The organism is Ruegeria sp. CDSA079, from assembly GCF_059612245.1.
Genome location: NZ_JBXWQF010000033.1, coordinates 1 through 20718 on the forward strand (window position 1 = coordinate 1; position 20718 = coordinate 20718).

Below are 20718 nucleotides of genomic sequence, written 5' to 3' on the forward strand. Positions count from 1 at the left end.
GCGTCTAACCGTCTTTCCAGTCCGTCAGGCCGTCTCTCCGACCCGTCAGCACCGCCTCAGCAGCGCCGGTGAAGGGGTATTTACGGATTAGGTCTGGGACCTGCAACCCCCATTTTGAAAAAACTTCACATTTCTCGTGGATTTCTTCCGTCAGTTAATAAAAACAACATGTTACGTTAATAAATCAATCTCGCGGGTACGCTTTGAACGTGCCGAACACCTGAGAAATAAGGCGAAACACAATTCAGAGGCGGAATCGCGGCGCTCAAAGGATCATGACTGCGGCAAAAGCACTTGCGGACCTTCGGTCTTCGCCCGCCGGACTTTAGATTGGAAGCTTGAAATCATCGGAAACTGACTTGGGGTTACAATTGTTTTTTTACTTAAATATCGCAGTGTTTCCGAAACCGGTACATCAGGACGCCAAAGACCCGCTGGTCACTGCTGAAAGTAGTTGGGAGCACAGAATTGCAATTTGACTATGTCATCGTTGGCGGAGGTTCGGCGGGATCAGTCTTGGCACACCGCCTCAGCGAAGATCCCAGCATACGCGTATGTGTGCTAGAGGCTGGCGGTCATGGCAATGGCATGGTTGTCCGGGTGCCATCTGCCGTTGTTGCGGCTTTGCCAGGGCGACCACGCATTAACAACTGGGCCTTTGAGACCGTCCCGCAGCCGGGCTTGAACGGGCGCAGGGGCTATCAACCGCGCGGCAAGGCCCTGGGCGGTTCAAGCGCAATCAATGCGATGCTTTATGTCCGAGGACAACGACAGGACTTTGATGGTTGGGCAGACCTGGGATGCGATGGGTGGGATTGGACCGGTGTACTGCCCTATTTCAAACGCGCCGAGAACAATGAGCAGGGCGCAGATGACATGCATGGAGATAGCGGACCTCTGCATGTCTCGCACCAAAAGGAACCGCGCCCGATCACCCGCGCCTTTGTTGAAGCCGCTAAGCAATTGCAACACCGCGGCACAGACGACTTCAATTGCGGTGACAATGAAGGAGTTGGCCTTTATCAGGTCACACAGTTCCACGATCCGGCGAAAAATGGTGAGCGTTGCTCTGCAGCGGCCGCGTATCTGTTTCCAGCAATGAGCCGCCCCAACCTGACCGTCATCACACACGCCCATGTCAAAGAGCTGGCGTTCGAAGGAAGACGTGCCAGCGGTGTGACCTACCAGACAAAAGGCAAAGGTGCAGACATCACTGTGACAGCTACACGCGAAGTCTTGCTGTGCGCTGGTGCACTGAAGTCACCACAACTACTACAATTATCAGGAATTGGTGCGACAGCTGATCTGAAACCGCATGGAATCACAGTACGTCATGAGTTGCCGGGCGTTGGGCAAAACCTACAAGACCATCTGGACTTCGTTCTAACGTACCGCAGCAAAGACACAAACACATTCGGCATTGGTCCTGTTGGGGCCGCCCGACTGCTTGGACATATTTACAGATGGTGCAGGACAGGTGTTTCCATGGCCGCCACCCCGTTTGCCGAAGGCGCAGCTTTTCTGAAAACCAGCCCTGATCTGAAGCGTCCGGATATTCAGCTGCATTTCACAATCGCAATGGTCGATGATCACGCACGCAAACTGCATTACGGATACGGTTATGGTTGCCATATTTGCAAGTTGCGCCCGGACAGCCGCGGAACAGTTGGGCTACGCAGTGCTGACCCGATGGACACACCCGTCATTGACCCGGCCTTTCTGTCAGACGACAGGGATATTGAGACCATGATCAAAGGTGCGCGGATGACGCAGGATATCCTCGAAGCGCCAGCTTTGGCGAAATACCGGCACAAAGAGATGTTCGGAACAGATACCGCCCGAACCGACGCGGATTGGGAAAAGCACATCCGCGCCCGCGCCGACACTATTTATCACCCGGTCGGCACCTGCAAAATGGGCGTCGATCAGATGGCAGTTGTTGATCCCCAACTGCGTGTGTACGGGTTGGAGGGGCTGCGCATTGTCGATGCGTCAGTCATGCCGACGCTGGTGTCCGGCAACACGAATGCCCCGACCATCATGATCGCTGAAAAAGCGGCGGACATGATCAAGGCAGCCGCGGGCTAGGCGCTATTGGCCTTTCATCAAGGCGTCTAGTCCGGCCCGATAGTCTGAGTAGATCAAAGTCACGCCCAGCTCGTCCTTGATCCGATTGTTCCGCACACGCTTGTTTTCATTATAGAAGCTACGGGCCATTGGCGTCAGGTCCGCTTCATCAAACGACACCGCCGGTGGCAGCGGAAGACCTTGCAATTCAGCTGCGTAACCAATGACGTCCTGCGGCGGGACGGGTTCATCGTCACATACATTGTAGACGCGGCCCGGATTGGGCTTGGTCATCGAGGCTTCTAGGATTTGCGCGATGTCATCCACATGAATGCGCGAAAACACCTGCCCCGGCTTGATAATACGCCGCAGCCCACCGCGTTTAAGCTTGGAAAAGGGACCTCGGCCCGGGCCATAGATACCCGCCAGCCGGAAGATATGAACCGGCAGGTCGGGAATAGACGACCACTGCTGCTCGGCCAGCATGCGCCACTTGCCGCGTTTGGCGGTTGGTGCCGGAGGCGTGTTTTCGTCAACCCATCCGCCCTGATGATCCCCATAGACCGCTGTTGTCGACAAATACCCGACCCACGTGAACTGGGCTGCACGGCGGGCGATTTCATCACCCAACACCGCCAGGACCGGATCACCCTCTGCATTCGGGGCGGTCGAAATCAGCAGATGCGTCACACTATCCAGGTTCGGTTCCTGTCCTGGCCAGATCAACGGTTCTGCACCCGAGTCACGGATGGCTTCCATGCCATCGTTGTCTCGTGTGGTTCCAATAATGCGCCAGCTTTTTGGAGCGACACGTCGGGACAGGGCCTGTGCGGAATAACCATGGCCAAAAGAAAAAAGCGTCTGAGTCATATCCCTTTGATGGGCTTCAGTACACCGGGATGCAAGCGCTGCATGGACGCACTTGAATCGAATCTTTGGATGCGGCTTTCTGTTGGGTATGAGCGACAAAAAACCCGATTTGAATTCGGCCTATGCGCTGAACTCTCCTGATGAACACAAACGCCTCTATGCGGAGTGGGCCGGAGATTATGATGACAGCTTCGCCGCGCGCGAAGATTACCAGCTGCACACTCGTACGGCGCGGGCGTTTGTGGGTGCGGGCGGTCAGGGTCCGGTTCTGGATGTCGGCGCGGGCACAGGTCTTTGCGGCGCGGTGTTGTCTGGACTGGGCGTCGGGCCGACTGATGCGACCGATATCAGCGCGGAAATGCTGGATCAGGCCATGCGCAAGGATATCTACCGCGACGCGATCGAAGCAGACCTGACCCAGGGTATCCCGGTGCCGCGTGAAAGCTATTCCGGCATCGTTTCATCCGGGACCTTCACCCATGGCCATCTCGGCCCCGAGGTCTTTCCCGCACTTTTGCGCGTCGCACGGCCTGGAGCACAGTTCGCCATTTCGATCAATGCCCGTCATTTCGAAAAACTGGGTTTCGCAGACACGCTGCGCCAATTGGAGGAGGTTCAGATTCGCAGTCTGACCCTGTCCGAGGTTCGTATTTATGGTGATCTCGCTGCAGGCCTCAACAAAGATGACACGGCATTCATTGCTTTGTTTGAACGGATTTAACCCAAGGCAACCAATTCGGATCCATCAGGTATACATCTGCTTTTTGTATGCGCGCGTGCGCGTTGTCGCCTCAGCCGACCCATCGTGGTAGGTGCCAAACCACTTGTCGAACGGGATTTCGGAGGTGCCATAGTTGCACTCGAAATATCGATGGTGAAGCTGATGGAAGAAATCCCCGGCCCGCGCGGCCTCGGTTTCTCCTGCCTTCAACTTTTCGAACCCTGAATGTGACAGAACCGGGCTGATCTGCTGGAAGGAACTGTGAAACAACAGATGCAGCGGGTGGGACGGCACGATCAGATGTATGAAATAAGTGGTGAAATACAGCAGGTTTTCATACCAGTGGTTCGAAATACCAGACCATGGCCCGATATTGACATTGCGGTGATGCACCGCGTGGACGTGTTTGTAGAGCTTTGGGTGATGCTCCAACCGGTGCACCCAATAGAAGTGCAAGCCGGACCACATCGGAATAAACATCATCCATAAGACAAACCAAACCGGAGCCTCGGCCCAGGTGATCGTCGGCGCCCAGCCATTGGCCATCGCCCAGTAGATTATCCATTGATAAATGGTGGCAACTGTCATGGCGCTACCCAGCGTCCACCAGACATTGTCCCAGACCTGATTGCGGAAGGTGAACGTTCCGTTGTTCCGTGTCAGATCCCGGCGGTCGAACTTTTTATACATGCCCTGCCCTTTGCGCATGTAAAGCCACCAATGCAGACCCCCGGCCACCAGGATTTGCGGCACCATATTCAATAGCCAGATCCGAAACATCCAACCGGGCGCAAAGGTTTGCATTGTCTCTAATGCAGGGAAAAAGAGTACATAAGCGGTTATCGCAAGAACCATGCACAGGGTCAGGGATGTGATCTGTAACCACGCGCCGCTGTACCATTTCAGCACGGCCGCGGGGTGCGGTGGCCAGCAGAACAGAGGGTTCAGGCCCACAGGACCTTCGGGGTGATAGTGCCAGCGGGCGGTTTCGGGATCCGGGGCGATATCTGTCATGAGGTTCTCTCTGGGATATTCAGTCAGGTTGCGTAGTCCGAGTCCTCTGCGTCGAGAATCGCCTTGATCTCGCGCAGATGGGCTTCGGCCTGATCGGGGTAATCGTCCAGTTCCTGTGCGGTTTTCTCGGCAATCTCATCCGACAGCACACGCAGGGGCAGGCCCGTTTGCAACGCGCGGATATACGTCTCGGCGGCGCGTTCAAAGTAATACAACCTGTTGAACGTATCTGCAGGGTCGCTGCCTATGATCAAAACGCCATGGTTGCCCATGATCATGACCTTTTTCTTCGGGTCGGTCAGCATTTCGGCACAGCGTTCGCCTTCGCTTTCGAACGCCAATCCGCCAAACTCTTGGTCAATCACATAGCGATTGTAGAAAGTTGCAGTGTTCTGATCGATCGGTGGCAAGGTGCTATCGGCCAGCGAGGCCAAAACAGTCGCAAAGATCGAATGCACATGCATGACACACCGCGCGTGCGGACAGTGGCGATGGATTGAACCATGCAACCCCCATGCCGTCGGGTCCGGCGCGCCGGGTTGGGACATCACCTCAGGATCATTGGCGTCCAGCAACAGCAAGTCAGATGCGCGGATGCGCGAGAAATGCGTCTGGTTGGGGTTCATCAGGAACTGCGTGCCGTCTTCGTTCACAGCAAGGCTGAAATGATTGGCGACAGCCTCATGCATATTCAGTCGTGCAGTCCAGCGGAACGCGGCAGCCATATCCACGCGCTCGGACCAGTGATCAATATTGGGGCGAAGGTTGGTGACACTCATACGATGGCTCCTCTTGCGGCTGAACGTGAAAAAAGCCTGCATTTGACCTGCCCGTTTGACCAACGAAAAAAACAGCGCTATCCCATTAGCTGAACTTATGCCAAGGTTATGTCGATGCAGAAAAAGCTGCCTCCGCTGGGCTGGCTGCGCACGTTTGAGGCCGCAGCACGGCATCTTTCATTCACCGGCGCCGCGCGGGATCTGAACATGACGCAAAGCGCCGTCAGCCAGCAGATCAAATCGCTGGAAGGCCATCTGGGGCAGCCCTTGTTCCTGCGTCGCCCCAAGGCGTTAGAACTGACCGAGGCCGGAATCACCTATCTGCCGGTGGTCCGAGATGCCTTTCGAACATTGGTGCGCGGCACCCAAGCCGTCACCGGTGCGCAGCAAAATGCGGTTCAGGTACAGTGCAATATCAGTTTTGCCGTCAACTGGCTGGCCCCGCGCCTACCGGCGTTTCAGGCCGAACATCCCGATGTACAACTGAACATCTTCACCGAACTTTGGGAACCACGAGAGATGGCTGAAGGCGCAGCGGTAGAGATTCGCTTCTCGCTGCGCCCATCGGACACCACCCGGACCGAGATTCTGCGCACCGAACACTATTATCCGGTCTGTGCTCCGGGGTATCAGGTAAACTTGGAAGATCTTCAGGAAAAGCCCTTGTTCGATTGTTCCAACCTGCTGTCCAATTGGTCAAGTTGGGCAGAAGAACAGGATCTAACCTGGGGAAATCCGTCGATAACCTATGCGACAACCTATCTGGTTTGCCTATCCGCAGCGATGGCCGGTGGGGGGCTGTGCCTGGCGCATGACGCCATCGCACAGAATCTGATCGAACGAGGTCAGCTGGTGGCGCCATTTGAACATCGTGCCCGGATGCCCGAAGCATATTATCTGCTTCTTTCACCCCAGGCCGAGGACACACCCGGCGCAGTGGCCTTTGCAAATTGGGTTCGGCGCGAGATTGGGTCAGGCACGTAAACGGGCAAGCTCCCACTCATCGTCAAGGCCATTCCGGGCCAATCCGATGGTTGGACCAGGCAGCGCTGGCGCGTACATGCCTGAGTTTGGGTTTGTGATCTGTTAGTGACAGCGTAGAACCGGGGTTGCACCCGCTGGCGCATTCGTGAAAGTTGAGCCATGGAATACACACCTTTCCCAAGTTGGCCCGATGTCGCCCCCAAATTGATAGCAGTTGCAGCCGGACGCGAGTCTGCAGACACGATCATTCAGGGCGGCGTGTGGGTAAACGTACATAGCCGCGAGTTGCTGCCGGATCATTCTGTTGCGATTGCAGAAGAGCGGATTGCATTTGTCGGGCCAGACGCATCGCATTGCATGGGACCAAACACACAGATCATCGACGCCCGTGGGCGTTATATCCTGCCCGGACTATGCGACGCACATATGCATATCGAATCCGGCATGCTCACCCCCGCCGAATTCGCCCGTGCCGTTATCCCTCACGGTACCACGAGCATGTTCACCGACCCGCATGAGATTGCCAATGTGCTTGGTCTTGAAGGCGTGCGCATGATGCATGACGAAGCGATGATGCAGCCGGTCAATATCTTCACCCAAATGCCCTCCTGCGCGCCATCCGCGCCGGGGTTGGAAACGACGGGGTATGAAATCACGCCCGAAGATGTGACTGAAGCGATGAGCTGGCCAGGCGTCATCGGGTTGGGTGAAATGATGAACTTCCACGGCGTGATCCATGGCGATCCCAAAATGCTGGCTGAGATTGCAGCCACGCAAAGGGCGGGCAAAACCGTGGGCGGACATTACGCTTCGCCTGATTTAGGATCTGATTTTGCAGCTTATGTGGCTGGCGGCCCGGCGGATGATCATGAAGGCACGTGCGAAGCTGACGCGATCGCACGTGTACGGCAGGGAATGCGGTCGATGATGCGCCTGGGCTCGGCCTGGTACGATGTCGAAAGCCAGATCACTGCCGTGACCGAGAAGGGGCTGGACCCGCGCAACTTCATTCTGTGTACCGATGACTGTCACTCGGGAACCTTGGTCAACGAAGGGCATATGAACCGCGTGGTGCGCCACGCGATTGCGTGCGGATGCGACCCGCTGATCGCTCTGCAAATGGCAACGATCAATACAGCCACACATTTCGGGCTGGAACGCGAAATCGGATCGGTCACGCCGGGACGGAGGGCGGATATCGTTCTCAGCTCTGACCTGACCGAGTTGCCGATCGAGATAGTGATTGCCCGTGGGAACGTGGTCGCAGAAAACGGCGTGATCGCTGTAGACTGCCCGCATTTTGACTGGCCCGAAAACGCTCGCAACACCGTTCACTTGGGGCACGACCTGAGCTCGGCCGATTTTGAGATCAAGGCGCCGAACGGGGCGAACCGGGTGCAGGCCAATGTCATAGGCGTGGTCGAGAACCAGGCCCCGACCAAAGCGCTGAAAGCCGAACTGCCAATCATTGGCGGGCTGGTCGAAGGCGAAGGTGATGTCTGTCAGATCGCTCTGGTCGAGCGGCATCGCGCGACGGGCGGTGTGACGAATGCTTTTGTCTCGGGTTTTGGCTATCAGGGAAAGATGGCCATGGCCTCAACCGTGGCACATGACAGCCACCATATGATCGTTGTCGGCACGGATCGGGAACAGATGGCGCTGGCCGCCAACCGTCTGGCCGAAGTGGGCGGCGGCATCACCCTCTTCCGTGACGGACAGGAACTGGCGCTGGTGGAATTGCCGATTGCGGGCCTGATGTCTGACAGCCCCGCCGCAGAGGTAGCAGCCAAGGCCGACAAAATGGTGCAAGCCATGCAAGACTGCGGTTGCAACCTGAACAACGCCTATATGCAGCATTCTTTGCTGGCACTGGTCGTGATCCCCGAGCTCAGGATCTCGGATCTCGGGCTGGTAGACGTGCGAACTTTCGAAAAAATCGATCTTCTGGAACCTTTGGCATGACGACACTCCTGACCCCCGAAACACTAGCGCCAGAGCAATTTACCGATCCGGCAGCCGCCGTCGCCCGGTTGGAAGAACTTTACACGCAAGCCACAGAATTCCTGTGCGACAGCTTTTCAAAAGCGATGCAGGAAGGTGCGCCATCCGCCCGATACAGAGCCTATTACCCTGAAATTCGCATTCGCACCTCGACGTACGCACAGGTCGACAGCCGCCTGAGTTTTGGCCACGTCTCAGAGCCCGGCGTCCATGCCACCACCGTGACGCGGCCCGAATTGTTCCGGTCTTACCTGACCCAGCAGATTGCTTTGTTGATCAAGAATCACGGCCAGCCGGTGACAATTGCGGCGTCAGGTACGCCTATCCCCGTACATTTCGCCGTGGCGAACAATTCTGATCTGGTTGTGCCACATCAGGGTGCGGCCGCGTTCACCCTGCGCGATGTGTTTGACGTTCCTGATCTGAGCACCACCAACGACGATATCGTCAATGGTGTGTATGATCACGAGGACACCGTCGGACCCTTGTCCCTGTTTACCGCCCAGCGCGTGGATTATTCGCTGGCCCGCCTGGCGCACTACACGGCGACGGATGCGAGCCACTTCCAGAATCACGTGCTGTTCACGAACTACCAGTTCTATGTCTCGGAGTTCGAAAACTACGCCCGCGAGCAATTGGCAGACCCCGCCAGCGGCTATACCAGCTTTGTCTCAACCGGAAATGCCGAGATCACGGACCCCAAAGCGACGATTGAACAGCCGCTGAAACTTCCGCAGATGCCGACCTATCACCTCAAGCGTAAAGACGGCTCCGGAATTACCCTGGTGAATATCGGTGTTGGCCCGTCCAATGCAAAAACCGCAACAGACCATATCGCGGTGTTGCGCCCACATGCCTGGTTGATGGTTGGCCATTGCGCGGGTTTGCGCAACACGCAGGCTCTGGGGGATTTCGTACTGGCCCATGCCTATCTGCGTGACGACAAGGTTCTGGATGACGATCTGCCGGTCTGGGTTCCGATCCCGCCGCTGGCCGAGATTCAGGTAGCACTGGAACGGGCCGTGGCCGAAGTGACCAAGCTGGAAGGTTATGAACTGAAGCGGATCATGCGGACAGGCACCGTAGCCTCGGTCGATAATCGCAACTGGGAATTGCGCGATCAAACAGGCCCGGTCCAGCGCCTCAGCCAATCCCGGGCGATTGCGCTTGATATGGAAAGCGCCACCATCGCCGCAAATGGCTATCGCTTCCGCGTACCCTACGGCACTTTGCTGTGTGTTTCGGACAAGCCGCTGCATGGCGAATTGAAATTGCCAGGTATGGCGTCGTCCTTTTATACCACTCAGGTCAGCCGTCATCTGGCCATCGGTATCAAGGCGATGGAACACTTGCGCGGCATGCCACTAGAGCGGTTACACAGCCGGAAATTGCGTTCGTTTGACGAAACAGCCTTCCTCTGACGCAAAAAAGCAACGTTTTCCCCATATTTTTAGGAGCTTCAGCGCTACTATTCGTTGTGTTCGATCACAATATCCCGTTACAGTTACGCGGTGAGGCCCTATAGATCGGGCACGTTAAGGAGACCAAGAAATGGCAAAGCCTATGACTAAGACTCAGCTGGTTGCTGCTCTCGCTGAGGAAATGGGAACCGACAAGAAGTCGGCGAACGCCGCGCTTGAGGCCGTAACCGGCCTGATCACACGCGAAGTTTCTGCCGGTGGCGCAGTCACCCTGCCCGGTGTCGGCAAAATCTACTGCCGCGAGCGCCCCGAGCGTCAAGTCCGCAACCCGGCCACTGGTGAGACCTTCACCAAAGAAGCCGACAAGGTTGTGAAAATGACCATCGCGAAAGCGTTGAAGGACAGCGTGAACGGCTAAGTTCCGTCTTTTCGACATGATCAAGGGCCGCCGTTCGGGGGCCCTTTTTCTTTTTTACGCCAAATCAAGCCAGCTAGATCACTCAGAAACGCAGGCGGAAGTGTCACTGCTTGCGCAACATATATACTATCATCGGATTGCATTGTCCGGCACGATCACGGAATCATGTGCTTTTGAGGGGCTGCCTCACTTTTTGTTTTCAAAACGGGAAGGAACAAATTTTGGCCTCCGCTTACACGTTTGAAACCAAAAGACTACGTGTTCAAGCTTGGAGCCCTTCATCGTTGCCTTCAATCGGCACGCATGAGTTTAGCGAAGAATATTCGCCGCTACTTACACCAGAAGTATTAAAACACCTGCCCAATGCCTTGCAGCTCTCGGATTCTGAAAACGCGATTGAGCGCTGGCTGGAAGAAAGGGTGGCGGAATCTGATCTACTAACCGTCCGCGACAGCAAAGGAATACTGATCGGCCTTCTGATCCTGGCCCGACTTCCAGAGCAGGAGACTTTGGCGACGGTGCATGTCGGATATCTTTTTTCCGAAGCCGCATGGGGACGGGGATACGCGACGGAACTGATTGCCGGTTTGATCGATTGGTACCGTGACACGCGGACCTCTGTCCTGATTATCGGCGGGGTCGAAAAAGGAAATGCAGCGTCGGCCAGAGTGCTGCAAAAGAACGGCTTTGAAAGGATGAAAGACTATTCCGATCCGGAAACTGACATGTTCAGCAAACGCATAACAGAACATTCCTAGCACTCATTCCTCTGCGCCAAGCAAGGTTCCAAAGGCAAACCCGAAAGGCCGAGTCGGAAGGCATCCTTGTCACAAAACGGGCACCAGCATGGGTGCCCGTTTACTTTGTTCAACGGTCAAATCAGTGAACCGTTTCGATCTTATGGAAATCCATATCCTGACCTTCAGGCATGGAGTCGATGCTCAGCACCTCATTGCGTTTGGTGATCAGGATATAGACCACGCAGGCCAGATAAAGTCCGACAACAATGGCCCCGATCCACTGGATCTGCAGCCACTGGCTTTGGAACAGCAGGGTTAGCATGAACAACATTGCAACATTGCCCGCCACGTACACCGCCTTACCAAACCGTTCGACCGTCAGGTTCAGGTTGTCAGTGTACAGACGGATCAGCGAGTCCAACGAGTTGATCACAAAAGTCACGCCCACGATTACCATAGCAATGTTGGTAATACCTGCGGTGCTGATGCCGTTCAGGTGGTAATAATAAAGAACGGTGAACCAGATCCCCAGCGGGATCGACGGGAAGATCAGCAGCGCGGCCAGCAACTGCCACGTGGTCAAACCGCCTACAAAGCGCGAGGTGAACTGGCCGATCATGATCGACCAAGCAAACCACCAGAACAGGTAGAAGGCGTGATAGTCGGTCAGCGGCAGGACAAATTTGTGCAGGTTGGCGAAATAGGCCCCGATATTGCTGCCGGTTTCCACAAAGCCAGTCACGCCCATGCCTGCAGCGGCCCACATGCCCAGGATCAATGCCAGGAACAGGAACGTCGATCCAACCGACAGGATGCGCACGTACTTCAAGTCAGTGGATGAGTAGGCTGCTGCCAGAATGACAACGAAAACAATGATGTAGAAGGTGGTTACAACGGACTCCCCGTCTCCGACCTCAGGCAGGTAACCGGGCAGGTAGATCAGGAACAGGCTGGCGGTGAAGGCGCAGGTGCCGATGATGACCACGTTGTTGATCAGCTTGACCAGCGGGATTTCAAAGAACTTCACGCGCGGTTCGATGACGCAGAAATAGAAGGCTGTCAGGAAGTAGAATGCCCAGATCAGGAAACCCCAGAACCCGAATTCGATCGCCAGCGGGTTGGCAAAGGCATAGGCCGGATCCTCGGTATAGCCGCCGAATTCAGTCAGTGGGAACATGATCAAGCCAACATCCAGACCGGATGTGAACAGGATCGCGATGAACGTGAATAGATGAACCGGTGTCACGCCAACACAGCGCAAGTTCCACCATTTCACGACGAAGAAAGCGACCAGGCCTAATGCCAGCAGGACGCCAAAAGATAGAATGTACTCCAGAAGCACCGACAAACCTCCCTTGTTTGGTCAGATCGAAGAGCGGATAACTTTTATTGGTCAGTCAATCAATAAAAACATACCGACGCCTTTCCTTGCATCACGGATGTTTCTTTTTTGACGCGCGGCGCTTGCGACCCATCGGAAAATCGGGAACAGTCCGCGCAAACTGACAGGGGGTCTTCATGGATCTGCGCGCAATAGCCATGGGGCTGACATTTGCCCTGATCTGGTCCTCTGCCTTTACATCGGCGCGGATCATCGTGGCAGATGCCTCTCCTTTGTTTTCGCTGGCCTTGCGGTTTCTGATCTCCGGTGTTCTGGGGGTCATGATTGCCCGCGCGATGGGGCAAAGTTGGAACCTGACCCGAAATCAATGGCGTGCCACGATCCTGTTCGGAATCTGCCAAAATGCCCTGTATTTGGGCCTGAACTTCTACGCGATGCAAACGGTCGAAGCCTCGGTCGCGTCCATTATCGCATCCACTATGCCCTTGTTGGTGGCACTGGCAGGTTGGCTGATGTTCGGGGATAAGCTGCGCCCGCTTGGTGTATTGGGTCTGTTCGCCGGTTTCGCCGGAGTCGCCCTTATTATGAGCAGCCGGATCAGCGCGGGCGTCGATATGTTCGGGGTTGCACTATGCGGTGCGGGGGCGCTTGCTTTGACTTTTGCTACGCTTGCGGTTCGCGGTGCGACGTCTGGCGGTAACTTCATGATGGTCGTTGGCTTGCAGATGCTGGTAGGCTCAGCCGCGCTGTTCCTGGCCGCTCCGATCGTTGAGACCATCTACATTCACCCGACACTTCCGCTGGCGCTGGCGTTCATCTACACAACCCTTTTCCCCGGATTGCTGGCCACATTGATCTGGTTCCTACTATTGGATCGGATCGGAGCCATTCGGGCCGCCACTTTCCACTTTTTGAACCCTGTATTCGGGGTCACGATCGCGGCGATCCTGCTGGGCGAAAAGCTGGGTGCGATGGACGCGGTCGGCGTTGCCGTCACGACCCTTGGCATTCTTGCGGTTCAGATTTCACGACAGGGCGCTCAGGGCAGCAAGGCCTCGACCTGAGACAACAGTTTACGGGAATCGGGTTTTGCGTTCGACCCATAGGTCGCAACCACTTCCCCTTCAGAATCGATCAGGATCTTGTTGAAGTTCCATTTGGGCGTGAAACCGGTCCGGGCGGCAACGGCTTTGTAGAACGGATGAGCGTCTGCGCCTTTCACCGGAGTGATGTCCGTCATCGGCAGGGTCAGCCCATAGTTCATCTCACAAAACTGTTTAACCTCATCTGCCGATTCCAGCTCCTGATTGAATGAATCCGACGGCACCGCAAGAACGACCAGTCCTTTGTCGGAATAGACCTCATGAACCTTTTGTAGAGCCGCATATTGCCCGGTGAATCCACAATGTGACGCGGTGTTGACCACCAGTACAGGCTGGCCGTGCCAATCTTCGATGGCCAATGTGCCTCCGTCGATCGAGTTGAACTCGCCGGTCAGCGGCGCGGCTTGAACGGCACGACCCAATAAAACCAAGGCAGTCAAAAGCAGCAATCTGATCATGTCTTGTTCTCCCTTTAAGTCTGATACGCGGATCGGCACTCATCAGATCACTTGCACGAGTGCGAGAGCAGTTTGAAATATCACTTTGCATTCCACTCTTAAGCCCCCAGATAATGGCGCAAACAAAAAATTCAGCCGGAGGATTCATGACACGCTTTACCAAAGACCCCACGGCCATCGCTGCGCTTTCGCCCGAAGAGTTTCACGTCACGCAACGCAGTGGTACCGAACGTCCGGGCACCGGGAAATACCTGAATAACAAGGAACCAGGTATCTACGTGGATATCGTATCAGGTGAGCCGCTTTTTGCCTCGGCCCACAAGTACGAGTCCGGTTGCGGCTGGCCCAGTTTCACCAAACCGATCATCCATGAGCATGTGGAAGAGTTTCGTGATACAACGCATGGTATGATCCGGACCGAGGTTCGCTCGAAACACGGCGACAGCCATCTGGGACATGTCTTCCCCGACGGCCCACGTGAACATGGCGGACTGCGCTACTGCATCAACTCAGCCTCGCTCAGATTCATCCATCGAGACGAGATGGAAGCAGAAGGCTATGGCGACTATTTGATTCATGTGGAGGACATCTGATGACCGAACAACGCGCTGTACTGGCCGGGGGCTGCTTTTGGGGGATGCAGGACCTGATCCGCAAACTACCAGGCGTTTCACGCACCCGTGTCGGCTACACCGGTGGCGATGTGCCCAACGCGACCTATCGCAACCACGGCACCCACGCCGAAGGGATTGAGATTTGGTTCGATCCGTCGCAAACCAGCTATCGCGACCTGCTGGAGTTCTTCTTCCAGATCCATGACCCAACAACAGTGAACCGTCAGGGCAATGACCGCGGCATGAGTTATCGATCCGCGATCTATTACGTGGACGACACGCAAAAACAGGTCGCTGTCGATACCATTGCCGATGTGAACGCCAGCGGATTGTGGCCCGGCAAAGTCGTAACCGAAGTCGAACCCGCCGGAGACTTCTGGGAGGCAGAGCCAGAGCATCAGGATTATCTGGAGCGCATCCCGAACGGCTATACCTGCCATTTCCCGCGCCAAGATTGGGTCCTGCCCAAGCGTGCCAGCGCCGCAGAGTAATGCACCACCTACCCGGCCCCTCTGAACATTTCAGAGGGGCTAGCCTGCCGCCACCCGCGGTCGCCCACTTGCCTCGACCGTAATCATGGCCTCGACAAAAACATCCTTGGCCTCGACGCGCGCCGTTTTGATATCACGCTCAACGATCACCCGGATATCTTCCGCGCCAGCTTCTCTTACCGCGCCCTCAGCCTCGGATCTGAGAACACGCTCCAACAAATCCAGGGCCTCCTCAGACGCCGCGAAATCCTGCGGTCCGTCCCCCAGATGCACACGATACCGACCTTCAGACGGAGATGTGACAGTCCCCGAACGCCGCATGGTCAGCCGGCCAACAACAGCACCGATTGCATTGGCCACGCCCGCGTGTTCCGGCAGGATCATGCGACAATGCAAGCGCTCACCAACTGCTGGGTAATAGCTGGGAGCTGACGCCCCAAGACCGACCACATCTACATTCAAAGCAGCACTCAGCGACAGCAAACCACGATGCTGTGCCAGTCCGCGTTGGGTCAGAACATGGCGCGCCAAGTCATGTGGCGGCAGGCCAAACCCGTCCTGCTCTTCGTCAAAAGCAGCCTCTAACAAGGTCAAACTGGTCTGCTCCGTCAATTGATCCACGATCATCTGCGCCAATGCTTCAGGCGAATTTGCCAGCATGTCCCCGGAGCCGACCCGTTTACGCGCCACCAGTTCCAAGGCCTTGCGCGCCGCCTCGGCGTCCCAAGCATCGACGCGCCCTAACACATGACTCGCATCCGACGGTGTCACGCCCGAGACCTGAACGATTCCGCGATCGACCAAGCGGTTCAGTGCGCCATTCTCCATCCGAGACCGCAACAATGCACCAAGAGGCAGAACCAGATCGCCCAGACGCTCCAACAGAATCTCTTCCCGTGCGCCGATACCATCGGCATGGATGCCGGGGACTCGGCGCACAAATCGGGTGTCGTGCTCGCCCACTGTTGTGGCCCGCAATTGATCGTCCAGAATGGCGTGAACAACCTCAGGGGCTTCTGCTGCGATCAAAGACACGGGCAGAACACGCCGTGGCCCCAGAAACACACCGCCCTGCAACCCCTCAGCCACCACATGAACCTGGCTGTCGCCGCCCAGACCATGGGTGCGCATCGCCACAGCCTCGACCATGGTTCGAAACCCACCAACCTGCGCACCGGCCGGATCAATTGCAGGCTTGCCATCCCGGATCAGCGCCACATCGGTTGTGGTTCCCCCAATGTCGGACACCAGCGCATTGTCGGCCCCGGTCAGCCACCGCGCGCCCACAATCGAGGCCGCCGGTCCACTGAGGATCGTCTCAATCGGACGTTCTCGCGCCTGCTCGGCGCTCATCAATGCGCCATCGCCGCGCACCACCATCATCGGGGCCGAGATCCCCAAGGCACGCAATTGATCTTGCGCCCGCCCGATCAGACGGTCGATCATGCCGATCAGCCGCGCATTCAGAACAGCCGTCACAGCACGTTTCGGACCGTTCAACTTGGCCGACAGGTGGTGCGAGCATGTCACCGGCGCGCCGGTCTTTTCCGATACGATCCGCGCCGCCTCCAGCTCATGCGCCGGATTACGGGTCGCGAACTGAGCCGCAATGGCAAAGCCCGAAATCCCTTTATGAGTGTCTAAGAACGCCTCCAGAACGGCGACATCCAGTGGCGCGGCCTCGCCTCCGGAATGTGTGTGACCACCCGCAATCACAAGGGCCGGATCGTCCTTTAGTGCGTCCTTCAAGCCATGCTTTTGCAGATCGCTGTCCTTGAACCCGATATAGATCAGAGCCACGCGCCCACCCTGCCCCTCGACCAGGGCATTTGTGGCCAGTGTAGTGGACAATGACGCCATAGCGATCTGATCCGGCGTAACCTGCGCCTCCTCCAGCACAGACGAAATCGCATTGCCTACGCCAATTGCCAAATCCGCGCGTGTGGTCAGAGACTTTGCCGAAGCAATCACCTCTTTCTCATCCCGGATCAACACCGCGTCGGTATAGGTCCCGCCTGTATCCACCCCCAAAGACAGCGTCATCGGGTCCTCCTTACTGTTCGCTGCGAATGGGTGTAGCGGTTATGCGCGACGCGTCCAGCCTGTTTGCGGCATTTATGACAGCTGTTCCACCGCCCAGCGCGCCGCATCGGCCACGGTAGGGTCCGGGTCTTCCGTCAGCGCCTGAGCGACAGACCTCAAACCCGGCTGCCCCGAGTTTCCAATGGCATAAAGCACATTCCGCACGAATCGATCACGTCCGATGCGTTTGATGGGGGAACCTGAAAACTTCGCGCGAAAACCCGCATCATCCAGCGCGGCCAATTCGGCCAGGGCAGGCGCTTTCAGATCGTCCCGGGCGGCATAACGTATGTCACTTGCGGCAACGGCAAACTTGTTCCAGGGACAAGCCGCCAAGCAATCATCGCAGCCATAGATCCGGTTGCCCAACTTCTCACGCAGCTCAGTCTCCACCGGGCCTTTATGTTCAATGGTCAGATACGATATGCACCGCCGCGCATCCAATTGATACGGGGCTGGAAATGCATCGGTCGGGCAGCTGTCCAAGCAAGCGCGACACGAGCCACAGTGGTCTACTTCCGGCTCATCCGACGGTAGCTCAATTGTTGTAAAAACAGAGCCTATAAAAGCCCAATTTCCCCACTCCCGACTCACAAGGTTGGTGTGTTTACCCTGCCATCCAAGACCTGCCGCGTGCCCCAAAGCCTTTTCCGGGACCGGCGCGGTGTCGACAAAAACCTTCACCTCACCCCCGGATTCAGAAATCAGCCACCGCGCCAATCGCTTGAGCCGTTTCTTAACCAGATCATGGTAATCCTTGTTTTGCGCATAAACCGAAATCGCACCCCGGTCCGGGTGATACAGAACCCCTGTCGGATCATGCTCTGGCGTGTAACTTTCGGCCAACATGATCACTGACCGCGCCTCGGGCCATAGGGCAGCCGGATCAGCGCGCCAATGCACGCGCTCGGCCATCCACCCCATCTGCCCATGATATCCAGCATCCAAAAACGCCCCCAGGCGCTCGGGCACTTGTGGAACATCCCACGGACGACACACACGACAGGCCACAAACCCCTCTGCCAGAGCTTGTAGCACCAACTTTTCCTTAAGATCCGGTCCGCTCTTCATCTGGCCAAAAGTATCCTCGGGGGGAATCGCGCACCGGCGCGATGGGGGGCAGAAAGCCCCCCCAGTTGCACCCTATCAGAAATCCAGATCGGCGTAATGAGCCGGTGGTCGAAACCCTGGCACCTGATCCGCTAGAATCGACCGAAACGCCGGGCGCGATTTGATTTTCGCGTACCAGTCCTTGACCACGTGACTGCGATTCCAATCCACATCCGAAATATAATCTAGCGCCGACAAATGCGCCGCAGCCGCGAAATCAGCCAATGTCATCTGATCCCCGGCCAGCCAACGGCGGTGATCCAGCAGCCACGCCATGTAATCCAGATGATACTTGATCGCCTTGGCACCCTGTTTGACATTCTTGCTGTCCGGGTATCCTTGTCCCATCACCTTCTTGTTCACCCGCTCATACAGCAGCTTCGATGTCACCTCGTGATGGAACTTGTCATCAAACCAGCCCACAAGCCGCCGGACTTCAAAGCGGGCTTCGGGGTTTTTCGGCATCAAAGGCGGTTCAGGACGGGTTTCCTCGATGTACTCGCAGATTGCTGCGCTTTCCGACATGATTTGCCCATCCAGACGCAGCACCGGCACTTTACCCGCCGGGTTGCGGCGCAGAAAGTCCGGATCCTGTTCCCAGTATCGCTCCTCGACCAATTCAACCTCGATCTTCTTCTCTCCCAGAGACAAACGGACCTTGCGGCAATACGGTGAGAGGGGAACGTGAAACAGACGCGCCATGGGCTTCCAATCGAACCAGTGAGTACCCGACTGATTTAGCCCTTGAGGGCGACGGGTTTCAATCCTCGAAACAATTTGCGCGACCATCTGCGCGGATGGTGGCCGCCCCATCCAGAATCGCAGCCGCACGCCTGCGCGTGCTCACGCTTGGATCCGTGACCGAACGATTGCGCGGGGATGGCAGAATGGCAGCAATCCGCGCCGCCTGAACCGAGGTCAACTGCGCAGCACTTCTGTTGAAGTAACGCTGCGCTGCAGCCTCGACGCCAAACACGCCATTCCCGGTTTCTGCAACGTTCAGATAGACCTCAAGAATGCGCTGCTTGCTCCAGAAAACCTCAACCACCGGGGTGATCGAGGTTTCCATCGCTTTTCTGACCCAACTGCGCCCCTGCCATAGGAACACGTTTTTCACCACCTGTTGCGTGATGGTCGATGCACCACGATTGCCGCCACCCTCAAGCGCGTCACGGATGGCCTCGACATCGAAGCCCCAGTGCAGACAGAAATTCGCATCTTCCGCAGCAACCACTGATCGCGCCATAATTGGAGAGATGTCTTCAATCTGGACCCACTCGCGTTCAACCTTGCCCAACCGCCGCCATTCCGACCAGATCGTGTGGGTTACCGGGGGGTTCACAACTGAGTAGAGCAAGACCAGCGCCAGAACGACCCCCACAACCGCAAGAACGGCGAGTGTCATCCAACGGCGAATCTGCTGCGCCACTGGTGTTTTCTTCCTGGATGCCTTTTTTTTCTTACCGCCTGATGTGCGGGCTGCTTTCTTCGCCATGTTTCAGCTATACGACGCGTCGTCAGGGTTTGAAACGGCCTAAATTGCGAAGGCGCGTGCCTCGCGCGGATGAATTACCGGACGCGCGGTTTCCAGCGACATCGGGTCCGTCCCGGCCAGTTCGGGAAACAGATGCAGCACTTCGCTTTGCGTTTCACGATCCGAGGCCGACAACGCATGCCCAGGATAGTAGCTTTCGCTTTTCGCTCCGTTGGCGAAGACGATCTCATGTTGCTTGAACAAGAGGTGGAAATACTCGATTTCACCGCCTTCGACCCGTGTTACCGTGTCGCCATTGACAAGGGTGTGTGCCGGAACCAGCGCTTCGGCATGGCCGAACAGGTATGACGCCTGCCAGTCTTCAACCAGCATCCGATGCTGAGGTGATACCAGCAAAGGGCGATCCAGACCAAACACACCGGCGTCCAACCGGATTGGGGCCAGTTTACCTTCCGCAGCAACCACTGTGCGTCCGACCCAGATCAAAGGCTGCGGCCCGTGATCCACCGTTATGACCATGTCGCCAGCTTTCAGATCTTCCACCGCGCATTCGCCTTCGGGGGTCGCGATCATAGTTCCAGATGTGAAACACGGAGGGCCAAGGCTTCCGACCGGCAGCGGGCCTTGTGTGTTAACAAACGTGGTTGATACGAGTGTTCCTGGCTGCAACACCTGCCCGTCCGTCGGGGTGAATACCCGAGATCCGTCAGCCAGATAAAATGTTGTTCCTAAATAGGTAACATTCCCAACGCCGGACACGTTGACTGTTACAGTGTCTCCGGGCCAGGAATTCGTGACATCCTGGCCGTTGACCGTATCTCCGCTGGGCGCGTCAATTTCGCCGTCATCATCTACATCTGTCAGATCCAGACTGCTGACCGTGATGGCTGTTCCCAAGGGCGGAGGGTTTGCAGGATCGAAGGTATAAAACTGATCGCGATACGTTGTTGGCATCAAACTGTACCCATTTTCACACCACACAGCCGCTTCAACGGCCGATGGCTTTCG

General features: G+C 56.5%; 20 protein-coding genes. 10 read left to right on the forward strand and 10 right to left on the reverse strand.

The genetic code is table 11. The features are described 5' to 3' along the window. Positions 1–468 precede the first annotated feature (468 nt). Positions 469–2088, forward strand: a complete 1620-nt coding sequence (locus tag AC2FJZ_RS21095) for a GMC family oxidoreductase (protein WP_496780112.1) — start codon at positions 469–471, stop codon at positions 2086–2088. A 3-nt stretch (positions 2089–2091) separates the two neighbouring features. Here the strand turns inward: AC2FJZ_RS21095 and AC2FJZ_RS21100 are convergent, their stop codons facing one another. Then, positions 2092–2937, reverse strand: coding sequence for an SDR family oxidoreductase (locus AC2FJZ_RS21100; RefSeq protein WP_496780114.1), 846 nt, complete (start codon positions 2935–2937; stop codon positions 2092–2094). Positions 2938–3025: 88 nt separating this feature from the next. On the opposite strand from AC2FJZ_RS21100, the gene AC2FJZ_RS21105 reads away from it, so the two are divergent. Continuing rightward, positions 3026–3658, forward strand: coding sequence for a class I SAM-dependent DNA methyltransferase (locus tag AC2FJZ_RS21105; RefSeq protein ID WP_496673970.1), 633 nt, complete (start codon positions 3026–3028; stop codon positions 3656–3658). A gap of 24 nt (positions 3659–3682) precedes the next feature. On the opposite strand, the gene AC2FJZ_RS21110 is transcribed toward AC2FJZ_RS21105, so the two are convergent. Next, entirely contained in the window at positions 3683–4672 is a 990-nt protein-coding gene (locus AC2FJZ_RS21110) for a sterol desaturase family protein (RefSeq protein WP_496780116.1), read from the reverse strand. Between the two features lie 23 nt (positions 4673–4695). Beyond that, positions 4696–5451, reverse strand: a complete 756-nt coding sequence (locus AC2FJZ_RS21115) for a class II aldolase and adducin N-terminal domain-containing protein (RefSeq protein WP_496673964.1) — start codon at positions 5449–5451, stop codon at positions 4696–4698. Between the two features lie 114 nt (positions 5452–5565). Here AC2FJZ_RS21115 and AC2FJZ_RS21120 point away from each other — a divergent pair, with 114 nt between their 5' ends. The 5 genes from AC2FJZ_RS21120 to AC2FJZ_RS21140 all read left to right on the forward strand — a co-directional run bounded on the left by AC2FJZ_RS21120 (position 5566) and on the right by AC2FJZ_RS21140 (position 11033). Continuing rightward, the gene (locus AC2FJZ_RS21120) at positions 5566–6435 is read left to right on the forward strand and encodes a LysR family transcriptional regulator (RefSeq protein ID WP_496673961.1); all 870 of its coding nucleotides are present in this window, start codon (positions 5566–5568) and stop codon (positions 6433–6435) included. Positions 6436–6594: 159 nt separating this feature from the next. Continuing rightward, positions 6595–8397 carry an adenine deaminase gene (gene ade / locus AC2FJZ_RS21125; protein WP_496780118.1) on the forward strand — a complete coding sequence of 601 codons (1803 nt, stop codon included), beginning with the start codon at positions 6595–6597 and terminating at the stop codon, positions 8395–8397. Continuing rightward, a complete protein-coding gene (locus AC2FJZ_RS21130; protein WP_496780120.1) occupies positions 8394–9857 on the forward strand; it encodes an AMP nucleosidase in 1464 nt (487 codons plus the stop codon). The genes ade and AC2FJZ_RS21130 overlap by 4 nt, the downstream gene beginning before the upstream one ends. Positions 9858–9987: 130 nt before the next feature. After that, positions 9988–10275: an HU family DNA-binding protein gene (locus tag AC2FJZ_RS21135; RefSeq protein WP_050605937.1), complete on the forward strand. Its 288-nt coding sequence runs from the start codon at positions 9988–9990 to the stop codon at positions 10273–10275. 221 nt (positions 10276–10496) lie between these two features. Continuing rightward, on the forward strand, positions 10497–11033 hold the full coding sequence (locus tag AC2FJZ_RS21140; RefSeq protein WP_496780122.1) for a GNAT family N-acetyltransferase: 537 nt from the start codon (positions 10497–10499) through the stop codon (positions 11031–11033). Between the two features lie 121 nt (positions 11034–11154). On the opposite strand, the gene AC2FJZ_RS21145 is transcribed toward AC2FJZ_RS21140, so the two are convergent. Further along, complete coding sequence (locus AC2FJZ_RS21145) at positions 11155–12351, reverse strand: BCCT family transporter (protein ID WP_496673980.1); 1197 nt, start codon at positions 12349–12351, stop codon at positions 11155–11157. Between the two features lie 182 nt (positions 12352–12533). On the opposite strand from AC2FJZ_RS21145, the gene AC2FJZ_RS21150 reads away from it, so the two are divergent. Further along, the gene (locus AC2FJZ_RS21150) at positions 12534–13421 is read left to right on the forward strand and encodes a DMT family transporter (RefSeq protein WP_496780124.1); all 888 of its coding nucleotides are present in this window, start codon (positions 12534–12536) and stop codon (positions 13419–13421) included. Here AC2FJZ_RS21150 and AC2FJZ_RS21155 read toward each other — a convergent pair. Beyond that, complete coding sequence (locus tag AC2FJZ_RS21155) at positions 13397–13918, reverse strand: glutathione peroxidase (protein WP_496780126.1); 522 nt, start codon at positions 13916–13918, stop codon at positions 13397–13399. The genes AC2FJZ_RS21150 and AC2FJZ_RS21155 overlap by 25 nt on opposite strands. A gap of 146 nt (positions 13919–14064) precedes the next feature. Between AC2FJZ_RS21155 and msrB the strand changes: the two genes are divergently transcribed. Together msrB and msrA are read left to right on the forward strand one after the other, a co-directional pair. After that, complete coding sequence (gene msrB / locus AC2FJZ_RS21160; protein ID WP_496780128.1) at positions 14065–14511, forward strand: peptide-methionine (R)-S-oxide reductase MsrB; 447 nt, start codon at positions 14065–14067, stop codon at positions 14509–14511. Then, positions 14511–15023: a peptide-methionine (S)-S-oxide reductase MsrA gene (gene msrA, locus AC2FJZ_RS21165; RefSeq protein ID WP_496780130.1), complete on the forward strand. Its 513-nt coding sequence runs from the start codon at positions 14511–14513 to the stop codon at positions 15021–15023. Before msrB ends, msrA begins: the two co-directional genes overlap by 1 nt. Positions 15024–15062: 39 nt before the next feature. Here the strand turns inward: msrA and AC2FJZ_RS21170 are convergent, their stop codons facing one another. From AC2FJZ_RS21170 to AC2FJZ_RS21190, 5 genes are all read right to left on the reverse strand, one after another. Further along, on the reverse strand, positions 15063–17066 hold the full coding sequence (locus tag AC2FJZ_RS21170; RefSeq protein WP_496780132.1) for a hydantoinase/oxoprolinase family protein: 2004 nt from the start codon (positions 17064–17066) through the stop codon (positions 15063–15065). A gap of 72 nt (positions 17067–17138) precedes the next feature. After that, the gene (queG, locus tag AC2FJZ_RS21175) at positions 17139–18176 is read right to left on the reverse strand and encodes a tRNA epoxyqueuosine(34) reductase QueG (RefSeq protein ID WP_496780134.1); all 1038 of its coding nucleotides are present in this window, start codon (positions 18174–18176) and stop codon (positions 17139–17141) included. Positions 18177–18251: 75 nt separating this feature from the next. Further along, on the reverse strand, positions 18252–18917 hold the full coding sequence (gene fzlA / locus AC2FJZ_RS21180; RefSeq protein ID WP_496673937.1) for an FtsZ-binding protein FzlA: 666 nt from the start codon (positions 18915–18917) through the stop codon (positions 18252–18254). Positions 18918–18975: 58 nt separating this feature from the next. Next, the gene (gene mtgA, locus AC2FJZ_RS21185) at positions 18976–19710 is read right to left on the reverse strand and encodes a monofunctional biosynthetic peptidoglycan transglycosylase (RefSeq protein ID WP_496780135.1); all 735 of its coding nucleotides are present in this window, start codon (positions 19708–19710) and stop codon (positions 18976–18978) included. Between the two features lie 39 nt (positions 19711–19749). Next, complete coding sequence (locus tag AC2FJZ_RS21190) at positions 19750–20664, reverse strand: Hint domain-containing protein (RefSeq protein WP_496780137.1); 915 nt, start codon at positions 20662–20664, stop codon at positions 19750–19752. Positions 20665–20718: the final 54 nt, after the last annotated feature.

Coding starts and splice junctions, on each gene's coding strand:
- AC2FJZ_RS21100 (WP_496780114.1), bottom strand. CDS start 2,937: ATGACTCAGACGCTTTTTTCTTTTGGCCATGGTTATTCCGCACAGGCC.
- AC2FJZ_RS21105 (WP_496673970.1), top strand. CDS start 3,026: ATGAGCGACAAAAAACCCGATTTGAATTCGGCCTATGCGCTGAACTCT.
- AC2FJZ_RS21110 (WP_496780116.1), bottom strand. CDS start 4,672: ATGACAGATATCGCCCCGGATCCCGAAACCGCCCGCTGGCACTATCAC.
- AC2FJZ_RS21115 (WP_496673964.1), bottom strand. CDS start 5,451: ATGAGTGTCACCAACCTTCGCCCCAATATTGATCACTGGTCCGAGCGC.
- AC2FJZ_RS21120 (WP_496673961.1), top strand. CDS start 5,566: ATGCAGAAAAAGCTGCCTCCGCTGGGCTGGCTGCGCACGTTTGAGGCC.
- ade (WP_496780118.1), top strand. CDS start 6,595: ATGGAATACACACCTTTCCCAAGTTGGCCCGATGTCGCCCCCAAATTG.
- AC2FJZ_RS21130 (WP_496780120.1), top strand. CDS start 8,394: ATGACGACACTCCTGACCCCCGAAACACTAGCGCCAGAGCAATTTACC.
- AC2FJZ_RS21135 (WP_050605937.1), top strand. CDS start 9,988: ATGGCAAAGCCTATGACTAAGACTCAGCTGGTTGCTGCTCTCGCTGAG.
- AC2FJZ_RS21150 (WP_496780124.1), top strand. CDS start 12,534: ATGGATCTGCGCGCAATAGCCATGGGGCTGACATTTGCCCTGATCTGG.
- AC2FJZ_RS21155 (WP_496780126.1), bottom strand. CDS start 13,918: ATGATCAGATTGCTGCTTTTGACTGCCTTGGTTTTATTGGGTCGTGCC.
- msrB (WP_496780128.1), top strand. CDS start 14,065: ATGACACGCTTTACCAAAGACCCCACGGCCATCGCTGCGCTTTCGCCC.
- msrA (WP_496780130.1), top strand. CDS start 14,511: ATGACCGAACAACGCGCTGTACTGGCCGGGGGCTGCTTTTGGGGGATG.
- AC2FJZ_RS21170 (WP_496780132.1), bottom strand. CDS start 17,066: ATGACGCTGTCTTTGGGGGTGGATACAGGCGGGACCTATACCGACGCG.
- queG (WP_496780134.1), bottom strand. CDS start 18,176: ATGAAGAGCGGACCGGATCTTAAGGAAAAGTTGGTGCTACAAGCTCTG.
- fzlA (WP_496673937.1), bottom strand. CDS start 18,917: ATGGCGCGTCTGTTTCACGTTCCCCTCTCACCGTATTGCCGCAAGGTC.
- mtgA (WP_496780135.1), bottom strand. CDS start 19,710: ATGGCGAAGAAAGCAGCCCGCACATCAGGCGGTAAGAAAAAAAAGGCA.
- AC2FJZ_RS21190 (WP_496780137.1), bottom strand. CDS start 20,664: ATGCCAACAACGTATCGCGATCAGTTTTATACCTTCGATCCTGCAAAC.